This window comes from Mycobacterium asiaticum (assembly GCF_001673365.1).
In the GTDB taxonomy this organism is placed as follows: Bacteria; Actinomycetota; Actinomycetes; order Mycobacteriales; family Mycobacteriaceae; genus Mycobacterium; species Mycobacterium asiaticum_A.
On sequence record NZ_LZLS01000033.1, the window covers coordinates 1 to 16,056 of the forward strand.

At 65.5% G+C, this 16,056-nt stretch carries 15 protein-coding genes and 1 pseudogene; 12 read left to right on the forward strand and 4 right to left on the reverse strand.

The window, feature by feature from the left end:
- Positions 1 to 90: 90 nt before the first annotated feature.
- The 9 genes and pseudogenes from A5634_RS29160 to A5634_RS29825 form a co-directional block, all read left to right on the forward strand.
- Positions 91 to 192 (forward strand): annotated as a pseudogene (locus A5634_RS29160) (hypothetical protein); the annotation flags it as partial.
- A gap of 103 nt (positions 193 to 295) precedes the next feature.
- Positions 296 to 1,207 carry a Rossmann-like and DUF2520 domain-containing protein gene (locus tag A5634_RS03610; RefSeq protein ID WP_065142719.1) on the forward strand — a complete coding sequence of 304 codons (912 nt, stop codon included), beginning with the start codon at positions 296 to 298 and terminating at the stop codon, positions 1,205 to 1,207.
- Entirely contained in the window at positions 1,204 to 2,127 is a 924-nt protein-coding gene (panC, locus tag A5634_RS03615) for a pantoate--beta-alanine ligase (RefSeq protein ID WP_065142720.1), read from the forward strand. Before A5634_RS03610 ends, panC begins: the two co-directional genes overlap by 4 nt.
- Positions 2,127 to 2,546, forward strand: coding sequence for an aspartate 1-decarboxylase (gene panD / locus A5634_RS03620; RefSeq protein WP_065142721.1), 420 nt, complete (start codon positions 2,127 to 2,129; stop codon positions 2,544 to 2,546). Before panC ends, panD begins: the two co-directional genes overlap by 1 nt.
- 2 nt (positions 2,547 to 2,548) lie before the next feature.
- Positions 2,549 to 3,367 carry a type III pantothenate kinase gene (locus A5634_RS03625; RefSeq protein ID WP_065142722.1) on the forward strand — a complete coding sequence of 273 codons (819 nt, stop codon included), beginning with the start codon at positions 2,549 to 2,551 and terminating at the stop codon, positions 3,365 to 3,367.
- Positions 3,368 to 3,679: 312 nt separating this feature from the next.
- Positions 3,680 to 5,191 (forward strand): lysine--tRNA ligase, encoded by a 1,512-nt coding sequence (gene lysS, locus A5634_RS03630; RefSeq protein ID WP_065142723.1) that lies wholly within the window; start codon positions 3,680 to 3,682, stop codon positions 5,189 to 5,191.
- Between the two features lie 114 nt (positions 5,192 to 5,305).
- Positions 5,306 to 5,644, forward strand: coding sequence for a histone-like nucleoid-structuring protein Lsr2 (gene lsr2, locus A5634_RS03635; protein ID WP_055577626.1), 339 nt, complete (start codon positions 5,306 to 5,308; stop codon positions 5,642 to 5,644).
- Positions 5,645 to 5,978: 334 nt separating this feature from the next.
- On the forward strand, positions 5,979 to 8,519 hold the full coding sequence (gene clpC1, locus A5634_RS03640; protein ID WP_065142724.1) for an ATP-dependent protease ATP-binding subunit ClpC: 2,541 nt from the start codon (positions 5,979 to 5,981) through the stop codon (positions 8,517 to 8,519).
- Positions 8,520 to 8,645: 126 nt separating this feature from the next.
- On the forward strand, positions 8,646 to 9,998 hold the full coding sequence (locus A5634_RS29825) for a PE family protein (RefSeq protein WP_065142725.1): 1,353 nt from the start codon (positions 8,646 to 8,648) through the stop codon (positions 9,996 to 9,998).
- Positions 9,999 to 10,048: 50 nt separating this feature from the next.
- Here A5634_RS29825 and A5634_RS03650 read toward each other — a convergent pair whose 3' ends face one another.
- Positions 10,049 to 11,407 carry a serine hydrolase gene (locus A5634_RS03650; RefSeq protein WP_065142726.1) on the reverse strand — a complete coding sequence of 453 codons (1,359 nt, stop codon included), beginning with the start codon at positions 11,405 to 11,407 and terminating at the stop codon, positions 10,049 to 10,051.
- Positions 11,382 to 11,699 (reverse strand): mycobilin-forming heme oxygenase MhuD, encoded by a 318-nt coding sequence (gene mhuD / locus A5634_RS03655; RefSeq protein ID WP_065142727.1) that lies wholly within the window; start codon positions 11,697 to 11,699, stop codon positions 11,382 to 11,384. Before mhuD ends, A5634_RS03650 begins: the two co-directional genes overlap by 26 nt.
- 14 nt (positions 11,700 to 11,713) lie before the next feature.
- Here mhuD and A5634_RS03660 point away from each other — a divergent pair, with 14 nt between their 5' ends.
- Positions 11,714 to 12,493 (forward strand): alpha/beta fold hydrolase, encoded by a 780-nt coding sequence (locus A5634_RS03660; RefSeq protein WP_155769339.1) that lies wholly within the window; start codon positions 11,714 to 11,716, stop codon positions 12,491 to 12,493.
- Here the strand turns inward: A5634_RS03660 and A5634_RS03665 are convergent.
- The gene (locus tag A5634_RS03665; protein WP_065142728.1) at positions 12,442 to 13,380 is read right to left on the reverse strand and encodes an A/G-specific adenine glycosylase; all 939 of its coding nucleotides are present in this window, start codon (positions 13,378 to 13,380) and stop codon (positions 12,442 to 12,444) included. The two genes, A5634_RS03660 and A5634_RS03665, sit on opposite strands and share 52 nt — an antisense overlap.
- On the opposite strand from A5634_RS03665, the gene A5634_RS03670 reads away from it, so the two are divergent.
- Entirely contained in the window at positions 13,379 to 14,008 is a 630-nt protein-coding gene (locus tag A5634_RS03670) for a carbonic anhydrase (protein ID WP_065142729.1), read from the forward strand. The genes A5634_RS03665 and A5634_RS03670 overlap by 2 nt on opposite strands.
- A gap of 94 nt (positions 14,009 to 14,102) precedes the next feature.
- Positions 14,103 to 14,894, forward strand: coding sequence for a hypothetical protein (locus A5634_RS03675; protein ID WP_155769344.1), 792 nt, complete (start codon positions 14,103 to 14,105; stop codon positions 14,892 to 14,894).
- 79 nt (positions 14,895 to 14,973) lie between these two features.
- Here the strand turns inward: A5634_RS03675 and disA are convergent, their stop codons facing one another.
- Complete coding sequence (disA, locus tag A5634_RS03680) at positions 14,974 to 16,050, reverse strand: DNA integrity scanning diadenylate cyclase DisA (protein WP_155769340.1); 1,077 nt, start codon at positions 16,048 to 16,050, stop codon at positions 14,974 to 14,976.
- Between the last annotated feature and the right edge of the window lie 6 nt (positions 16,051 to 16,056).

Genomic DNA, 16,056 nt, shown 5'->3' on the forward strand with positions numbered 1-16,056 from the left:
GACCGGACGCCATGCCGCCGGCTGCTGCGGTGGAGGCGGTGGTGAATAGGGCTGGAATTGTGGTTGCGCAGTGCCGAGGAAGAGGTGGACGACTCCGACCCGCCCAGCGGTGGCCAGACCGTCGCGGATTTGCTGGCAAGGTTGCAGGTCCAGCCGAGCGGAGGCGGGCGTCGCCGCCGGCGTGACGGTTGACACGCTGTGCTGTCCCAGGTGAATCAACTAAAGTCTTAGTGACCGTCCGGTACCCCAGAATCGGGACTGGAACGAACGAACAAAATCTGTGAGGTCGTCTGCGATGGAGCAGTTCGACGGTTTGCGCCCGGCCAGGCTCAAGGTGGGGATCATCTCCGCCGGCCGGGTGGGCACCGCGCTGGGAGTCGCGCTGGAACGCGCCGACCACGTGGTGGTGGCCTGCAGCGCCATCTCCCACGCATCCCGGCAGCGGGCCGAGCGCCGGCTACCCGACACCCCGGTGCTGTCGCCACCGGACGTTGCCGCGGCCGCTGAGCTGCTGATTTTGGCGGTCACCGACAGCGAGCTAGCCGGATTGGTGGCCGGATTGGCCGCCACCTCGGCGGTGCGGCCAGGCACCATCGTGGTGCACACGTCCGGCGCCAACGGGATCTCCATCCTGCAGCCCCTCGCCCAGCAGGGCAGCATTCCACTGGCAATTCACCCGGCCATGACGTTCACCGGTTCCGACGAGGACATCGCCCGGCTGCCCGGCACCTGCTTCGGCGTCACAGCTGCCGACGAGGTCGGTTATGCGATCGGACAGTCGTTGGTGCTGGAAATGGGCGGGGAGCCGTTTTGCGTGCGCGAAGATAACCGCGTCCTGTACCACGCCGCGCTAGCGCATGCGTCCAACCACCTGGTCACGGTGCTGGCCGATGCCATCGAGGCCCTGCGGGCAGCGGTCCGCGGCGACGAACTGCTCGGGCAACAGCGCGTAGACAACCAGCCGGCCGGGATCGCCGAACGCATCATCGGACCGCTCGCCAGGGCAGCCCTGGAGAACACCTTGCAGCGCGGTCAAGCCGCGCTCACCGGGCCGATTGCCCGCGGCGACGCGGCGGCAGTCGCGAGTCATCTGCACGCACTCGCTCAAGCCGACCCGCAACTCGCCCAGGCATACCGCGTGAACGCGCTGCGGACCGCGCAGCGAGCGCACGCCCCCGAGGACGTCGTGGAGGTGCTGGCGCGGTGAAGGCCGGACAGCCCCGCAAGTTCAAACCGGGCGAACTCAACGTGTATTCGGCGCCCAAAGAAGTTACCGAGGTCAGCCGTGCATTGCGGCACACGGGCCGGCGGGTCATGTTGGTACCGACGATGGGGGCGCTGCACGAGGGACACCTGACTTTGGTGCGTGCCGCCAAGCGGGTGCCCGGCGCGGTTGTGGTGGTGTCGATCTTCGTCAACCCGTTGCAATTCGGCGCCGGCGAAGATCTCGACGCCTACCCGCGCACCCTGGACTCCGACATCGCGATGTTGCGGGCCGAAGGAGTGGAAATCGTCTTCGCGCCGACCGCCGCGGACATGTATCCCCACGGCCTACGCACCAATGTGCAGCCCGGCCCGCTGGCCGCTGAGCTCGAAGGTGGCTCGCGGCCAACGCATTTCGCCGGGGTGCTGACAGTGGTGCTGAAGCTGCTGCAGATCGTGCGTCCGGACTGGGCGTTCTTCGGTGAGAAGGACTATCAACAGCTGGTGCTGATCAGGCAGATGGTCGCCGATTTGAACGTCGGTGTGCAAGTCGTGGGCGTGCCCACGGTGCGCGAACCTGACGGGCTGGCGATGTCGTCGCGCAACCGCTACCTCGATCCAGTGGAACGTGAAGCGGCCGTGGCACTTTCAGCCGCATTGTCGGCTGGCGCGCACGCGGCTGCCCACGGTGCGCAGGCTGCGTTGGATGCGGCTCGAGCCGTCCTCGACGCCACGCCCGGCGTGGCGGTCGACTACCTGCAGTTGCGCGACACCGAGCTGGGTCCGGTGCCGCTCAACGGATCCGGTCGACTGTTGATCGCGGCGCGGCTCGGCACCACCAGACTGCTGGACAACGTTGCAATCCAAATCGGCAATTTCGCCGGCACCCCTGGGCCGGACGAGCAATCACATTGGAGGAACTGATGTTACGGACCATGCTGAAGTCGAAGATTCATCGCGCCACCGTCACCCAGGCCGACTTGCACTACGTCGGATCGGTCACCATCGACGCCGACCTGATGGATGCGGCCGACTTACTCGAAGGCGAACAGGTCACCATCGTCGACATCGACAACGGAGCCCGCCTGGTCACCTACGCCATCACCGGCGAACGCGGCACCGGCGTAATCGGAATCAATGGTGCCGCTGCGCATCTCGTTCACCCAGGCGACCTGGTGATCCTGATCGCGTACGGCACCATGCAGGACGCCGAAGCGCGGGAATACCAGCCGAAGATCGTTTTCGTCGATGCTGCCAACAAGCAGATCGACCTCGGTCACGACCCGGCCTTCGTCCCGGATGGTGTCGAAGAACTGCTAGATCCGCGGATCGGTGTGCGGTAACCGTGCTGCTGGCGATTGACGTCCGCAACACCCACACCGTCGTCGGACTGCTGTCCGGCGTCAAAGAAAACGCAAAAGTTGTGCAGCAGTGGCGGATTCGCACTGAAGCTGAGGTCACCGCGGACGAACTCGCACTCACCATAGACGGTCTCATCGGTGAGGACGCGGAGCGGCTCACCGGTGCCGCCTCCTTGTCCACCGTGCCCTCGGTGTTGCACGAGGTCCGGATCATGCTCGAGCAGTACTGGCCGTCGGTGCCGCACGTGCTGATCGAACCGGGGGTGCGCACCGGTATTCCACTGTTGGTCGACAACCCGAAAGAAGTTGGGGCTGACCGCATCGTCAACTGTCTTGCGGCGTTCAACAAGTTCGGTAAGGCCGCGATCGTCGTCGACTTCGGGTCGTCGATCTGCGTGGATGTGGTCTCGGCCAAAGGGGAGTTCCTCGGTGGGGCGATCGCCCCGGGCGTGCAAGTGTCCTCCGACGCCGCGGCCGCGCGCTCGGCCGCGCTGCGCCGAGTGGAGCTCGCCCGGCCGCGATCGGTGATCGGCAAGAACACCGTGGAATGCATGCAGTCCGGTGCCGTGTTCGGCTTCGCCGGGCTGGTGGACGGATTGGTCGGCCGGGTCCGCGATGACGTCAAGGGATTCTCCCGGGACGACGACGTGGCCGTGGTAGCCACCGGCCACACAGCGCCGCTGCTGCTGCCCGAACTGCACACCGTCGAGCACTACGACCAGCATTTGACCCTGCACGGGTTGCGATTGGTCTTCGAGCGCAACCGGGACGCCCAGCGCGGCAGGCTGAAAACCGCGCGCTGATAGCGCCCGGGTTGTTGGTTGCGTCGAGAGATAACTCACGCACACTTCTCGCGGCGTGTCGTGTGGCTGAGTTATATGTCGCGGCGCGTGGGTGCCTGGGAAATGCGATGCCGCGGCAGCTTGAAACCGCGCTGATAACCGGGCTGAGCTGGCACTTCCAGGCCCCGGTGGAGCGTCGAGAGATAACGCACGTACACGTTCCGCGGCGTGTCATGTGCCTGAGTTATCTGTCGCTGGGGGTGGGTGCGTGTAGGCAGCGATGCGCGGCAGGCTGAAAACCCTGCGCTAATAACCCGGCTAAGCTGGCACGTCGTGAGTGCCGCCGATCAAGACCCTGTCGAGGACCTTCCCGAGCAGTTCCGGATCCGTCGGGATAAGCGTGCTCGCCTGTTGGCGGAGGGCCATGACCCCTACCCGGTGGCCATCGCGCGGACGCACACCTTGGCCGAAATTCGGGCGGCTCACCCCGATCTGCCGATTGACACCGCAACCGAAGACGTTGTCGGCGTAGCGGGTCGCGTGGTGTTCGCGCGCAACACCGGGAAACTGTGCTTTGCGACCCTGCAGGACGGCGACGGCACCCAACTGCAGGCGATGATCAGCCTCGACAAGGTCGGTCAAGAAGCCCTGGACGCGTGGAAGGCCGACGTCGACCTGGGTGACATCGTCTACGTGCACGGCACCGTAATCAGTTCACGACGAGGCGAACTGTCCGTCCTGGCCGATTCTTGGCAAATGGCGGCCAAGTCGCTGCGGCCGCTGCCGGTTGCGCATAAAGACATGAGCGAAGAGGCGCGGGTGCGGCAACGCTACGTGGACCTGATTGTCCGCCCGCAGGCGCGTTCGGTGGCCCGGCAACGCATTGCTGTTATCCGGGCGATAAGGAATGCGCTGGAGGCCCGCGGGTTCCTCGAAGTCGAAACTCCGATCTTGCAGACGCTGGCCGGCGGAGCGGCTGCTCGTCCGTTCGTTACCCATTCGAATGCGCTGGACATCGACCTTTACCTGCGGATCGCGCCGGAACTGTTCCTCAAGCGCTGTATCGTCGGCGGTTTCGACAAGGTCTTCGAAGTTAATCGGGTGTTTCGAAACGAAGGAACCGATTCTACGCATTCCCCGGAATTTTCCATGTTGGAGACCTACCAGACGTACGGAACCTATGACGATTCGGCAGTAGTCACTAGAGAGCTTATTCAAGAGGTAGCCGACGAGGCGATCGGCACCAGAGAACTTCCGATGCCTGACGGCAGTGTCTACAACATCGACGGAGAATGGGCAACTCTGCAGATGTATTCCTCTCTGTCTGATGCGCTGGGCGAAGAGATCACACCCGAGACGACGGTCGAACGGTTGCGTGCGATCGCCGCTCAACTCGGTGTGGAGATTGACGACAACCGTGGCTTTGGCCACGGCAAACTCGTCGAGGAACTCTGGGAGCATACGGTGGGTAACAAGCTGACAGCACCCACATTTGTCAGGGATTTCCCAGTGGAGACAACACCGCTGACCCGGCAGCACCGTACAATCCCGGGAGTAACCGAGAAGTGGGATCTCTACTTGCGGGGAATGGAGCTGGCCACCGGTTACTCGGAATTAAACGACCCTGTAGTGCAGCGGGAGAGATTTGCCGATCAGGCCCGTGCCGCGGCCGCGGGGGATGACGAGGCGATGCAACTTGACGAGGATTTTCTAGCCGCTCTCGAGTTCGGCATGCCGCCGTGTACGGGAACGGGAATGGGTATTGATCGCTTGTTGATGTGCCTGACAGGACTGTCAATTAGAGAGACGGTTTTGTTCCCGATTGTTCGGCCACACTCCAACTGAACAACTGAAGTTGTGTCGGATTGTGCATTTGTCGTTCTTATGGCACATTAGTCGTCGGGGAGTCTATCCATACTGGATCTGTAACTGCGTAGCAAGAAACGTGAGGGTAAGCCAATGGCGAAGAAAGTGACCGTCACCTTGGTCGATGATTTCGACGGTGCCGGCTCCGCCGACGAAACGGTCGAATTCGGGCTTGACGGGGTGACCTATGAGATCGACCTTTCAAGTAAGAATGCGACGAAACTGCGTAACGACCTGAAGCAATGGGTGGCCGCTGGCCGCCGTGTTGGTGGCAGGCGGCGCGGTCGTTCCGGCTCCGGTCGGGGACGTGGCGCGATCGACCGCGAGCAGAGCGCCGCGATTCGGGAATGGGCGCGTCGTAACGGGCACAACGTGTCGACGCGTGGCCGGATCCCGGCCGACGTCATTGACGCGTTCCACGCTGCAACCTAGGCGGTTGCCGGACTAGCCGGTGTGCTGACGGGCCGACGTGTAGCCGGTCCGCTGCGCCCGGCTACACCGCGCGCACCAATACAAATCCGGCGCTTGGGGGTAACGCCCGCAGCGCCGGATTTGTTGTTTTCGCTGAAGGCGAACTAATTGCCGCTCATCGCGGGAAACGCACTGGGGCTTTTCCTCGTTAACCTGTTGCGCTTTGGCACCGATGCGCACCGCGTGGTTATGAACCCTGGCGGGCCGACCACTACAGTGGACGAAGGTGCGCGCAGTCGGCCGTGTGTCGACAATCACGGAGTACCGAAAGGTGAGGGAGAGCAGGTAACCGACGATGTTCGAAAGATTTACCGACCGTGCCCGCAGGGTCGTCGTCCTGGCGCAAGAAGAGGCCCGGATGCTCAACCACAACTACATCGGCACCGAGCACATTCTGCTGGGTTTGATTCACGAAGGCGAAGGCGTCGCAGCCAAGTCGCTGGAGTCGCTGGGTATCTCGCTGGAAGGCGTGCGCAGCCAGGTCGAGGAGATCATCGGCCAGGGCCAGCAGGCGCCCTCGGGCCACATCCCCTTCACCCCGCGCGCAAAGAAGGTTCTCGAACTCAGCCTGCGTGAAGCGTTGCAGCTGGGGCACAACTACATCGGCACCGAGCACATCCTGCTGGGTCTGATCCGCGAAGGCGAAGGCGTTGCGGCACAGGTGTTGGTCAAGCTGGGCGCCGAACTCACCCGGGTGCGTCAGCAGGTCATCCAGCTGCTGAGCGGCTACCAGGGCAAGGAGGCCGCCGAAGCCGGCACCGGTGGGCGAGGCGGAGAGTCCGGCAGCCCGTCGACGTCGTTGGTGCTCGACCAGTTCGGCCGCAACCTGACCGCCGCCGCCATGGAGGGCAAGCTCGATCCGGTCATCGGCCGCGAGAAGGAAATCGAGCGGGTCATGCAGGTGCTGTCCCGGCGCACCAAGAACAACCCGGTGCTGATCGGTGAGCCCGGGGTCGGCAAGACCGCCGTCGTCGAGGGCCTGGCGCAAGCCATCGTGCACGGCGAGGTGCCCGAGACGCTCAAGGACAAGCAGCTGTACACCCTCGACCTGGGCTCGCTGGTGGCCGGCTCCCGCTACCGCGGTGACTTTGAAGAGCGCCTGAAGAAGGTGCTCAAGGAGATCAACACCCGCGGTGACATCATCCTGTTCATCGACGAGCTGCACACGCTGGTCGGTGCCGGTGCGGCAGAGGGCGCCATCGACGCCGCCAGCATCCTCAAGCCGAAGCTGGCCCGCGGCGAGCTGCAGACCATCGGCGCCACCACGCTCGATGAGTACCGCAAGTACATCGAGAAGGACGCCGCGCTGGAGCGTCGCTTTCAGCCGGTGCAGGTCGGCGAGCCGACGGTGGAGCACACCATCGAGATCCTCAAGGGTCTGCGCGACCGCTACGAGGCGCACCACCGGGTGTCCATCACCGACTCGGCGATGGTCGCGGCCGCTACTCTGGCCGACCGTTACATCAACGACCGGTTCCTACCGGACAAGGCGATCGACCTGATCGACGAGGCCGGTGCCCGGATGCGGATCCGTCGGATGACCGCGCCGCCAGACCTGCGGGAGTTCGACGAGAAGATCGCCGAGGCTCGCCGCGAGAAGGAATCGGCAATCGACGCCCAGGATTTCGAGAAGGCCGCCAGCCTCCGCGACCGCGAAAAGCAATTGGTCGCGCAGCGCGCCGAGCGCGAAAAGCAATGGCGCTCAGGTGATCTCGACGTTGTCGCAGAAGTGGACGACAACGAGATCGCCGAGGTGCTGGGCAACTGGACCGGAATCCCGGTGTTCAAGCTCACCGAAGCTGAGACCACCCGTCTGCTGCGCATGGAGGAGGAGCTGCACAAGCGGATCATCGGTCAGGCCGACGCGGTCAAGGCGGTCTCGAAGGCGATCCGCCGGACGCGAGCCGGGCTGAAAGACCCCAAGCGCCCGTCGGGTTCGTTCATCTTCGCCGGTCCGTCCGGTGTCGGTAAGACCGAGCTGTCCAAGGCGCTGGCCAACTTCCTGTTCGGCGACGACGACGCGCTCATCCAGATCGACATGGGCGAGTTCCACGACCGCTTCACCGCTTCGCGGCTGTTCGGTGCCCCGCCCGGGTACGTCGGCTACGAAGAGGGCGGGCAGCTCACCGAAAAGGTGCGGCGCAAGCCGTTTTCGGTGGTCCTGTTCGACGAGATCGAGAAGGCGCACCAGGAGATCTACAACAGCCTGTTGCAGGTCCTCGAGGACGGTCGGCTCACCGATGGTCAGGGTCGCACGGTCGACTTCAAGAACACCGTCCTGATCTTCACGTCGAACCTGGGGACTTCCGACATCTCCAAGCCGGTCGGCCTCGGATTCAGCCAAGGCGGCGGCGCGAACGACTACGAGCGGATGAAGCAGAAGGTCAACGACGAACTCAAGAAGCACTTCCGTCCGGAGTTTCTCAACCGCATCGACGACATCATCGTCTTCCACCAGTTGACCCGCGACGAGATCATCAAGATGGTCGACCTGATGATCGGCCGCGTCGCCAACCAGCTCAAGAGCAAGGACATGGCACTCGAGCTGACCGACAACGCCAAGGCGCTGCTGGCCAAGCGGGGCTTCGACCCGGTGCTGGGTGCCCGTCCGTTGCGGCGCACCATCCAGCGCGAGATCGAGGACCAACTGTCGGAGAAAATCCTCTTCGACGAGGTCGGTCCGGGTCAGGTCGTCACGGTCGATGTCGAGAACTGGGACGGCGAGAGCGCCGGCGACGATGCGGTGTTCACCTTCACCGGGACTCGCAAGCCGCCGGCTGAGCCGGACCTGGCCAAGTCCGGAGCGCACAGTGCAGGCGGGCCGGACGGGCAGTAGCTCGGCAAGATCGCCGGAACAGAAACCGCTAGTAGGCTCCGGTCTGGCATAGTGGTCTGGCATCGTGGTCTGGCATAGCCTGACCGCACCATTTTCTCGCCGTCAGCAACTGACTCTGGGGGCCCAGTGTCTTTCGTAATCTTCGGTTCAGAGACGGTCTCGGCTGCGGCGAACGATTTGGCCAGTATCGGTGCGACCATCAGCGCAGCTAATGCGTCGGCGATGGCGCCCACCACCGTGTTGGCCGCTGCTAGTGCGGACGAAGTGTCGGCGGCTATCGCGGCGGTCTTCGGTGCGCACGCCCAGGCGTATCAAGCTTTCGGTGCGCAAGTAACGGCGTTCCACGAACAGTTTGTGCGGACATTGAGTGGCGGCGCGACCGCTTACATCAGCGCCGAGGTAGCCAACGCTCAGCAGAGCCTGCTGGGCTTGCTCAACGCTCCAACCGAGGCGTTGTTGGGCCGACCGCTGATTGGCGACGGCGCGAACGGCACCGCGCCCGGTCAGTCCGGGGCCGCGGGCGGCATCTTGTACGGCAACGGCGGCAATGGCGCCGCAGGCGTCGATGCCGGCGCTAGCGGCGGTAACGGCGGGGCGGCCGGGCTATGGGGCAATGGTGGTGGCGGCGGGACTGGCGGCCCTGGTGGCACCGGTGGCAACGGAGGAAGTGGCGGACTGCTCTGGGGTAATGGCGGTGCTGGCGGAAACGGCGGAGCGGCAACGATTTTCGGTCAGAACGGCGGCGCCGGTGGTGCCGGGGGAAACGCGTCGTTCTTTGGGAACGGCGGTGCCGGTGGCCTCGGCGGGGACGGTGCTACCGGCCCTGACGGTGCCAACACTGGCGGCAGAGCACCGAACGGTCCCGACGGAGCTTCTCATCCCTCAGGGACAGGGGGCGATGGCCGAGATGGTAGGGACGGCCGCGGCTTCGGAGAGATCGGCGGGCGCGGCGGCGACGGCGGCAGTGGCGAGTTAGGCGGCGAGGGCGGCAAAGGCGGCGAGGGAGGCGAGGGCGCGCCCGGTGGGACAGGCAGCGTGGGCGGCAGCGGAGGTCGCGGCGGTTTACTGATCGGCGACGGCGGCCACGGTGGTGCTGGAGGCAGCGGCGGTATGGGCGGCGCCGGTGACGCAGGTGGCAGGGGTGGAGACGGCGGCGAGGGCGGGCGCTCGGCCGCCGACAAGTCAATTGGTGGTACCGGAGGTACAGCGGGCGACGGGGGTCCTGGTGGCATCGGCGGCGACGGCGGCGACGGCGGACGGGGCGGTGCGGGGGGCGCCGCCGGACTGCTGGGCAAACCTGGCGACGCGGGTCATGGCGGTGCTGCCGGTGGCGGGGGCCAGGGAGGCGACGGCGGAGATCCCGGTAGACGCGGAGATGGCGGACGGGGGGATGCGCACCCCGGGCGCGATGGGCGTCCTGGCGACCACGGTCACGACGGCGACGACGGGGCGCCGGGGCAAGCCGGCGCCGACGGCTGATCGTCCGAAGTCGTTCTGGCGCATCGACATTGCGCCATCGAGCCGGAGAGCTAGCGCGGCGCTACCAGGGCGAACACCTGTTGGGCGACCTTGAGCATCCAACTGGTCACCGTCGGCCCGTGGTCGCGCGGCCAGTTCAACTGAAAGTTGATCACCCACGCTTGGCCCGTCTTGTCGACGGCATACCAGCTGAACGTCAGATCCCCTGGCAGACCACCGGCTTTCGCGCCGATGTATCGCCACACGTTGCTGTCCAACCGAATGCCCGCGACGGCGGACAGGATCTGTCGGACGGGCGCAGCCGGACCGACGGCATCGGCCTGCAACGCCACGTGCACCCGGCAGATGTCTTCGGCACTGCCATACCATTCGGCGCCGTAGACCGACGCGGGGGTGTGCGCGCGAAGCGGATCAGGTTGATATGGAGTGGAATTCGCCTGCTCCAACATCGCCGCTCGTTCCTGCTGTGACGCCTGCTTCCAGCGCTCGCGCACATCGGGCTGGCCCCACCCGATGGAGAACAGCTCGTACATGGTGGGGAACGGCGTCATGCTGGCTGGGTCGTGGTGGCCGGCGGTGACCAAGGCTTCTTCGATCGCACGGGTGCCCATCCGGTCGATAAGCATGTCGGTGGCCATGTTGTCACTGGTGGCGATCATCTTTTCGGCCGCCTTGCGGACCGAAACATGGTCGCCGGGAGCCAATTCCAAGCCGGACGAGCCGACGGCCTTGCCTTTGGCGGTGACCGTCAACTGGTCGTCCCACGACACTGTCCCGTTTTTGACCGCCCCGGCCAGGGCGTGCAACACGTACAGCTTGAAAATCGATGCCAGAGGCAGAGATTCGCCGGTGTTTGTGCCCGCCACCGGTTCGCAGCGACCACCGTTAACCTTGGCGACCTGGTAGGAGTAGCGGGCACCGCTCTTACTCAACACGGCGTCGACGTCGGGCCAGCCGTTGATCGGCGGCGGCGGTTGCGTGTCCACGTCGAAGCGGTCGACCCAGCCACCGTCGTCGGTGTGGATGCGGATGTCCTGCCGAGCACCGTAAGACGAGATCAGGTGCAGCGTGGCCACGCTGGCACCGATGTCCACGCTGGCCAGGGTGAACGGACGGTCCCACCACAGCCCTTCCATGGTGGTTTCGACGGCGTCCACCATGCTCGGCGCGGCCAGGGTGGCGACTCCGACCGGACCGATCGGCCAGTCGGAGTTGAGCATGTCCATGGTCTGCCGCGCCCGCAAACCCGGCGGGGTAGTGGTGTCGATCCGGTGCCCGACGTTGGCCGCGTTAGCCGACGGGGTGGGCGAAGACGCGCAACCTGGGGCCAGCGATACAACCAGCGCGGCGGCGGCGCTCAGCGCCGCGACACGACGCGGGCGGTTACTCAGCCGTCGCGTTTCCGGCAACGTCAAGCACGACCTCGAATTCCAGCAGCGAAGCGCCAGTGGCCACCGGGTTGGCGCGCTGCCCGGCGTGGGCCGCGATCGCGGGCCCATTCGCCCAGGCCTGGAACGCTTCATCGGACTCCCAGTGTGTCACCACGAAGTAGCGGTCTTCACCCTTGACTGGACGCAGCAGCTGGAAGCCGAGGAAGCCGGGTGAATTCTCCACCGCGTGAGCGCGATGGGCGAACCGCTTCTCCAGCTCCGGTCCAGCGTCAGCGGGCACCTCGATTGCATTGATTTTCACCACTGGCATGCGGCTAGGTTACCGTGCCGGACATGCCCACCGATCTCTTGACCTATCGCGGTGGGGAGGGCCGACCGCTGGTCCTGGTACACGGGCTGATGGGTCGGGGCACCACCTGGGGCCGTCAGGTGCCGTGGCTGACGCGACTGGGGGCGGTTTACACCTACGACGCGCCGTGGCACCGGGGTCGGGAGGTGGACGATCCATATCCGATCAGCACCGAGCGGTTCGTGGCCGATCTGGCTGACGCGGTGGCTCCACTGGGCACGCCGGCCGTGCTGGTCGGGCATTCGATGGGTGCCCTGCACTCCTGGTGCCTGGCGGCCGAGCGGCCCGAGCTGGTTGCGGCGCTGGTGGTCGAGGACATGGCCCCGGATTTCGTCGGTCGCACCACCGGCCCGTGGGAGCCGTGGCTGCACGCCCTGCCAGTCGAATTCGATTCTGCTGAACAAGTATTCGCCGAGTTCGGGCCAATCGCCGGCCAATACTTCCTGGAAGCCTTCGACCGCACCGCTACCGGCTGGCGGCTGCACGGCCACCCCTTGCGCTGGATCGAGATCGCCGCCGAGTGGGGTACTCGCGATTACTGGTCGCAGTGGCGTGCGGTGCGTTCACCGGCGTTGCTCATCGAGGCGGGCAACTCGGTCGCCCCACCCGGCCAGATGCTTCAGATGCACGAAACAGATTGTCCAACAACATATCTGAAGATAACCGAAGCGGGCCACTTGGTGCATGATGACGCGATCGAGCCTTACCGCCGGGCGGTCGAGTCCTTTTTGAACTCCTCGCCGGCCAGCGCATAGCGGCCGTCTGCCGTCTGGGTGACCAACCCGTCGTCCAGCAGCGAGTACAACGCTCGGTCACGCTGGGCGGTGTCGCTGAGCCAGGCCGCGTCCAACTGAGCTCGGGTCACCGGGAATTCGTTGTCTCGCAACACATCCAGCAGCCGACCGCGAACCTGCCGGTCGGTTCCGGCGTAGGTCTGAACCCGTCGGGCCGCCCCCGCGGAAGGCGGGTATCCGGCAGCACGCCATGCGCACACCTCAAGCGGACACAGCCCGCACCGGGGCGCCCGAGCCGTGCACACCGTCGCACCAAGTTCCATCAACGCCACCGAAAAGCGCGGTGCCCGATCATCATCGGGCAACAACGCGGCAACATCGGCGTGGTCCCGGGTTGGCGACGGATTGCCCGCATCGGCGCAGCCGTGGACGGCGCGTGCCACCACCCGGCGCACATTTGTGTCCACCACCGGCACCCGCTGCCCATATGCGAAGCAGGCAATAGCGCGCGCGGTATAGCTGCCGACGCCCGGCAGCGTCAGCAAGACGTCGACGTCGGCGGGAACCACGTCGTCGTGGTCACGCGCAATGACGGTCGCGCACTCGTGCAACCGCTTGGCCCGGCGTGGATAGCCCAACTTGCCCCAGGCCCGCAACACATCGGCGGCGGTGGCCGCCGCGGTAGCCGATGGGGTGGGCCAGCGGCGCACCCAGTCCGTCCAGATCGGCAGTACCCGGGCCACTGGCGTCTGTTGCAGCATGAACTCGCTGACCAAGATCTGCCACGCGCTGACCCCCGGCTCGCGCCAGGGTAGGTCGCGACGCGACCGCTCATACCAGGCGAGAAGATTGGTGGCCGGTATGTGGGTAGGGCCAATCACTGGCCGGTCCGGCACAATGGCTGGCATGCCCAACAGCAACCCGATAAGCGCCTGGAAAGCACTCAGAGAGGGTAACGAGCGATTCGTCGCCGGTAAGCCCGAGCACCCCAGCCAGAGCATCGACCACCGCACCAGCTTGGCCACCGGCCAGAAGCCCACCGCGGTCATCTTCGGCTGCGCCGACAGCCGGGTGGCCGCCGAACTCATCTTTGATCAGGGCCTCGGCGACGTGTTCGTGGTGCGCACCGCGGGACAGGCCATCGACGCGGCAGTCCTGGGATCAATCGAGTACGCGGTCGCAGTTCTCGAGGTGCCGCTGATCGTGATCCTCGGCCACGACAGCTGTGGCGCGGTCAAGGCCGCGCTGAGCGCGCTGGATGACGGTGACATTCAAACCGGGTTCGTGCGGGACCTGGTGGAACGGGTTGTGACGACAATCCTGTTGGGCCGCCGCGACGGGCTGACCCGGGTGGACGAGTTCGAGGCCCGCCACGTGAAGGAGACGGCCGCGCAACTCATGGAGCGTTCGACGATCATCTCGGAGAGGGTGGCCGACGGTGTGCTGGCAATCGCCGGGGCCACCTACCGCCTTTCCGAGGGACGGGCCGTCCTGGTCCATCACGAGGGTGACATCGGAGATCAGCCGGAGGTATAGCGGTCCGCCACTAACACGGCCGTCGGCCAGTTAACCGCGCGACACGCCGAGGCGGGTCAAACGAGACGGCGTGACCTGGCCCTACGGTGTAAACGTGCTGGATCTGGAACCGCGTGGCCCGCTACCCACCGAGATCTACTGGCGGCGCAGGGGACTTGCCCTGGGTATCGCGGTCGTCGTGATCGGTATCGCAGTTGCCATCGTCATCGCCTTCGTCAGTAGCAACGCCGGGGCAAAACCCGCCGACAAGCCCGCGTCGGCCCAGGGGCATCCGGGCTCCAACGCCCCGCAGGCTCCGCAAACGCCGCAGCCTGCGGGACAGACCGAGGCCCCCGCTCCGGGCGCGCCGCCGGGAACCGTGAACCCGGAGTCGCCCACGCCGACCGCGGCGGTGCAGCCGCCGCCGGTGCTCAAGGAGGGTGACGACTGCCCCGATTCGACCCTGGCCGTTAAAGGCCTGACCAATTCGCCGCAGTACTACATCGGTGACCAGCCGAAATTCACCATGGTGGTGACCAATATCGGGCTGGTTTCCTGCAAGCGCGATGTCGGCGCGGCGGTGTTGGCGGCCTACGTGTATTCGCTGGACAACAAGCGGCTGTGGTCAAACCTGGACTGCGCGCCGTCCAACGAGACGCTGGTGAAGACATTCACCCCCGGTGAACAGGTGACAACCGCGGTGACCTGGACCGGGATGGGCTCGGCGCCGCGATGCCCGCTGCCGCGGCCCGCGATCGGTCCGGGCACCTACAACCTGGTGGTCCAGCTGGGAAACCTGCGCTCGCAGCCGGTTCCGTTCGTGCTGAACCAGCCGCCGCAACCGCCCGGTCCGGCGCCCGCTCCGGGGCCGGCGCAGGCGCCGCCGCCGGAAGCGCCCCCGGGCTAATTTCTTAAGCGCGAGCCGAACCGCACTGCGAAATATCGCGTCGAAAATCGCAGTGCGGTTTGGCTCGCGGTCAAAAAAGTTAGTGGTCGGTGAGGGTGGATTCGGCCAGCTGGGAAAGGCCCTCCCGCACGTGACGGGCCCACATAGCGCCGATGCCGTCCACTGACTGCAGATCGTTGGCACTGGCCGCCAGTAAACCCTGGAGCGTGCCGAATGCGCGCACCAGCAGATCGACGTGGGCGAATTGCAATCGGGGGATACCGGCCATCGCCCGGTAACCGCGCGGGCTCAGCGCCGAATCCTGGGCTTCGGCCGTCGTCGGGTATCCGAAAACCTTTGCCAGCGCGGTGAGTTCGAGTAGGTCGGTATCTGACAGCGCATCCAATTCGTCTAGGGTTGCGCCGATCTGCGCCTTGGCAGGAGGCTCGGGGCTGGCGTGGTAGTCGCGCACAATCAGCTCTCGCGCGATGTCATTGCCCCCCAGCAGTTCCTCTAGCTGCAGCCGCAACTGGCGGCCGTCGGTGCCCAGTTCGACTGCGTCGTAGTCGATTGCCAGACCGATACGACGGACCAACTCGAGCCGCTGCACCACCGTCATCACGTCGCGCAACGTGACGAAATCTTCGATTTCGGCCCGCGACAGTTGACGGCTGACCTCGTCGAGCCTGGTCTTGTATCGCTCCAAGGTCGCAATGGCCTGATTGGCTCTCGACAGGATGGTCGCCGAGTCGGTCAGCACATGACGCTCGCCGCCGACGTAAACGGTCACGATGTTCATCGAGTGGCTGACCGAAATCACCGGGTAGCCGGTCTGGATCGCAGCGCGCTCAGCTGAGCGGTGCCTGGTCCCCGATTCGTCGGTGGGTATCGACGGATCCGGAACCAGCTGCACGTTGGCTCGCACGATGCGGCTGCAGTCGGTGGACAGAACCACCGCGCCGTCCATTTTCGACAGTTCCCGCAGCCGGGTCGGCGCATAGCGGACGTCGAGCGGGAAGCCGCCATCACAGATGGCTTCCACGTTCTCGTCGTGGCCGAGCACGATCAGGGCGCCGGTGCGGCCGCGCAGGATGCGTTCCAGGCCGTCGCGCAGCCCGGTGCCCGGTGCCAGTCGGGCGACGGCCTCACGGAGGGTCGGACGAGTCACAGCGAGCATTCTGCT

Bases quoted from the DNA above. Each gene is read 5' to 3' on its own strand.
- mhuD (WP_065142727.1), bottom strand. From the start codon at position 11,699: ATGCCAGTGGTGAAAATCAATGCAATCGAGGTGCCCGCTGACGCTGGA.
- A5634_RS03665 (WP_065142728.1), bottom strand. From the start codon at position 13,380: ATGCCAGCCATTGTGCCGGACCGGCCAGTGATTGGCCCTACCCACATA.
- disA (WP_155769340.1), bottom strand. From the start codon at position 16,050: ATGCTCGCTGTGACTCGTCCGACCCTCCGTGAGGCCGTCGCCCGACTG.
- A5634_RS03610 (WP_065142719.1), top strand. From the start codon at position 296: ATGGAGCAGTTCGACGGTTTGCGCCCGGCCAGGCTCAAGGTGGGGATC.
- clpC1 (WP_065142724.1), top strand. From the start codon at position 5,979: ATGTTCGAAAGATTTACCGACCGTGCCCGCAGGGTCGTCGTCCTGGCG.
- lsr2 (WP_055577626.1), top strand. From the start codon at position 5,306: ATGGCGAAGAAAGTGACCGTCACCTTGGTCGATGATTTCGACGGTGCC.
- panD (WP_065142721.1), top strand. From the start codon at position 2,127: ATGTTACGGACCATGCTGAAGTCGAAGATTCATCGCGCCACCGTCACC.
- A5634_RS03670 (WP_065142729.1), top strand. From the start codon at position 13,379: ATGCCCAACAGCAACCCGATAAGCGCCTGGAAAGCACTCAGAGAGGGT.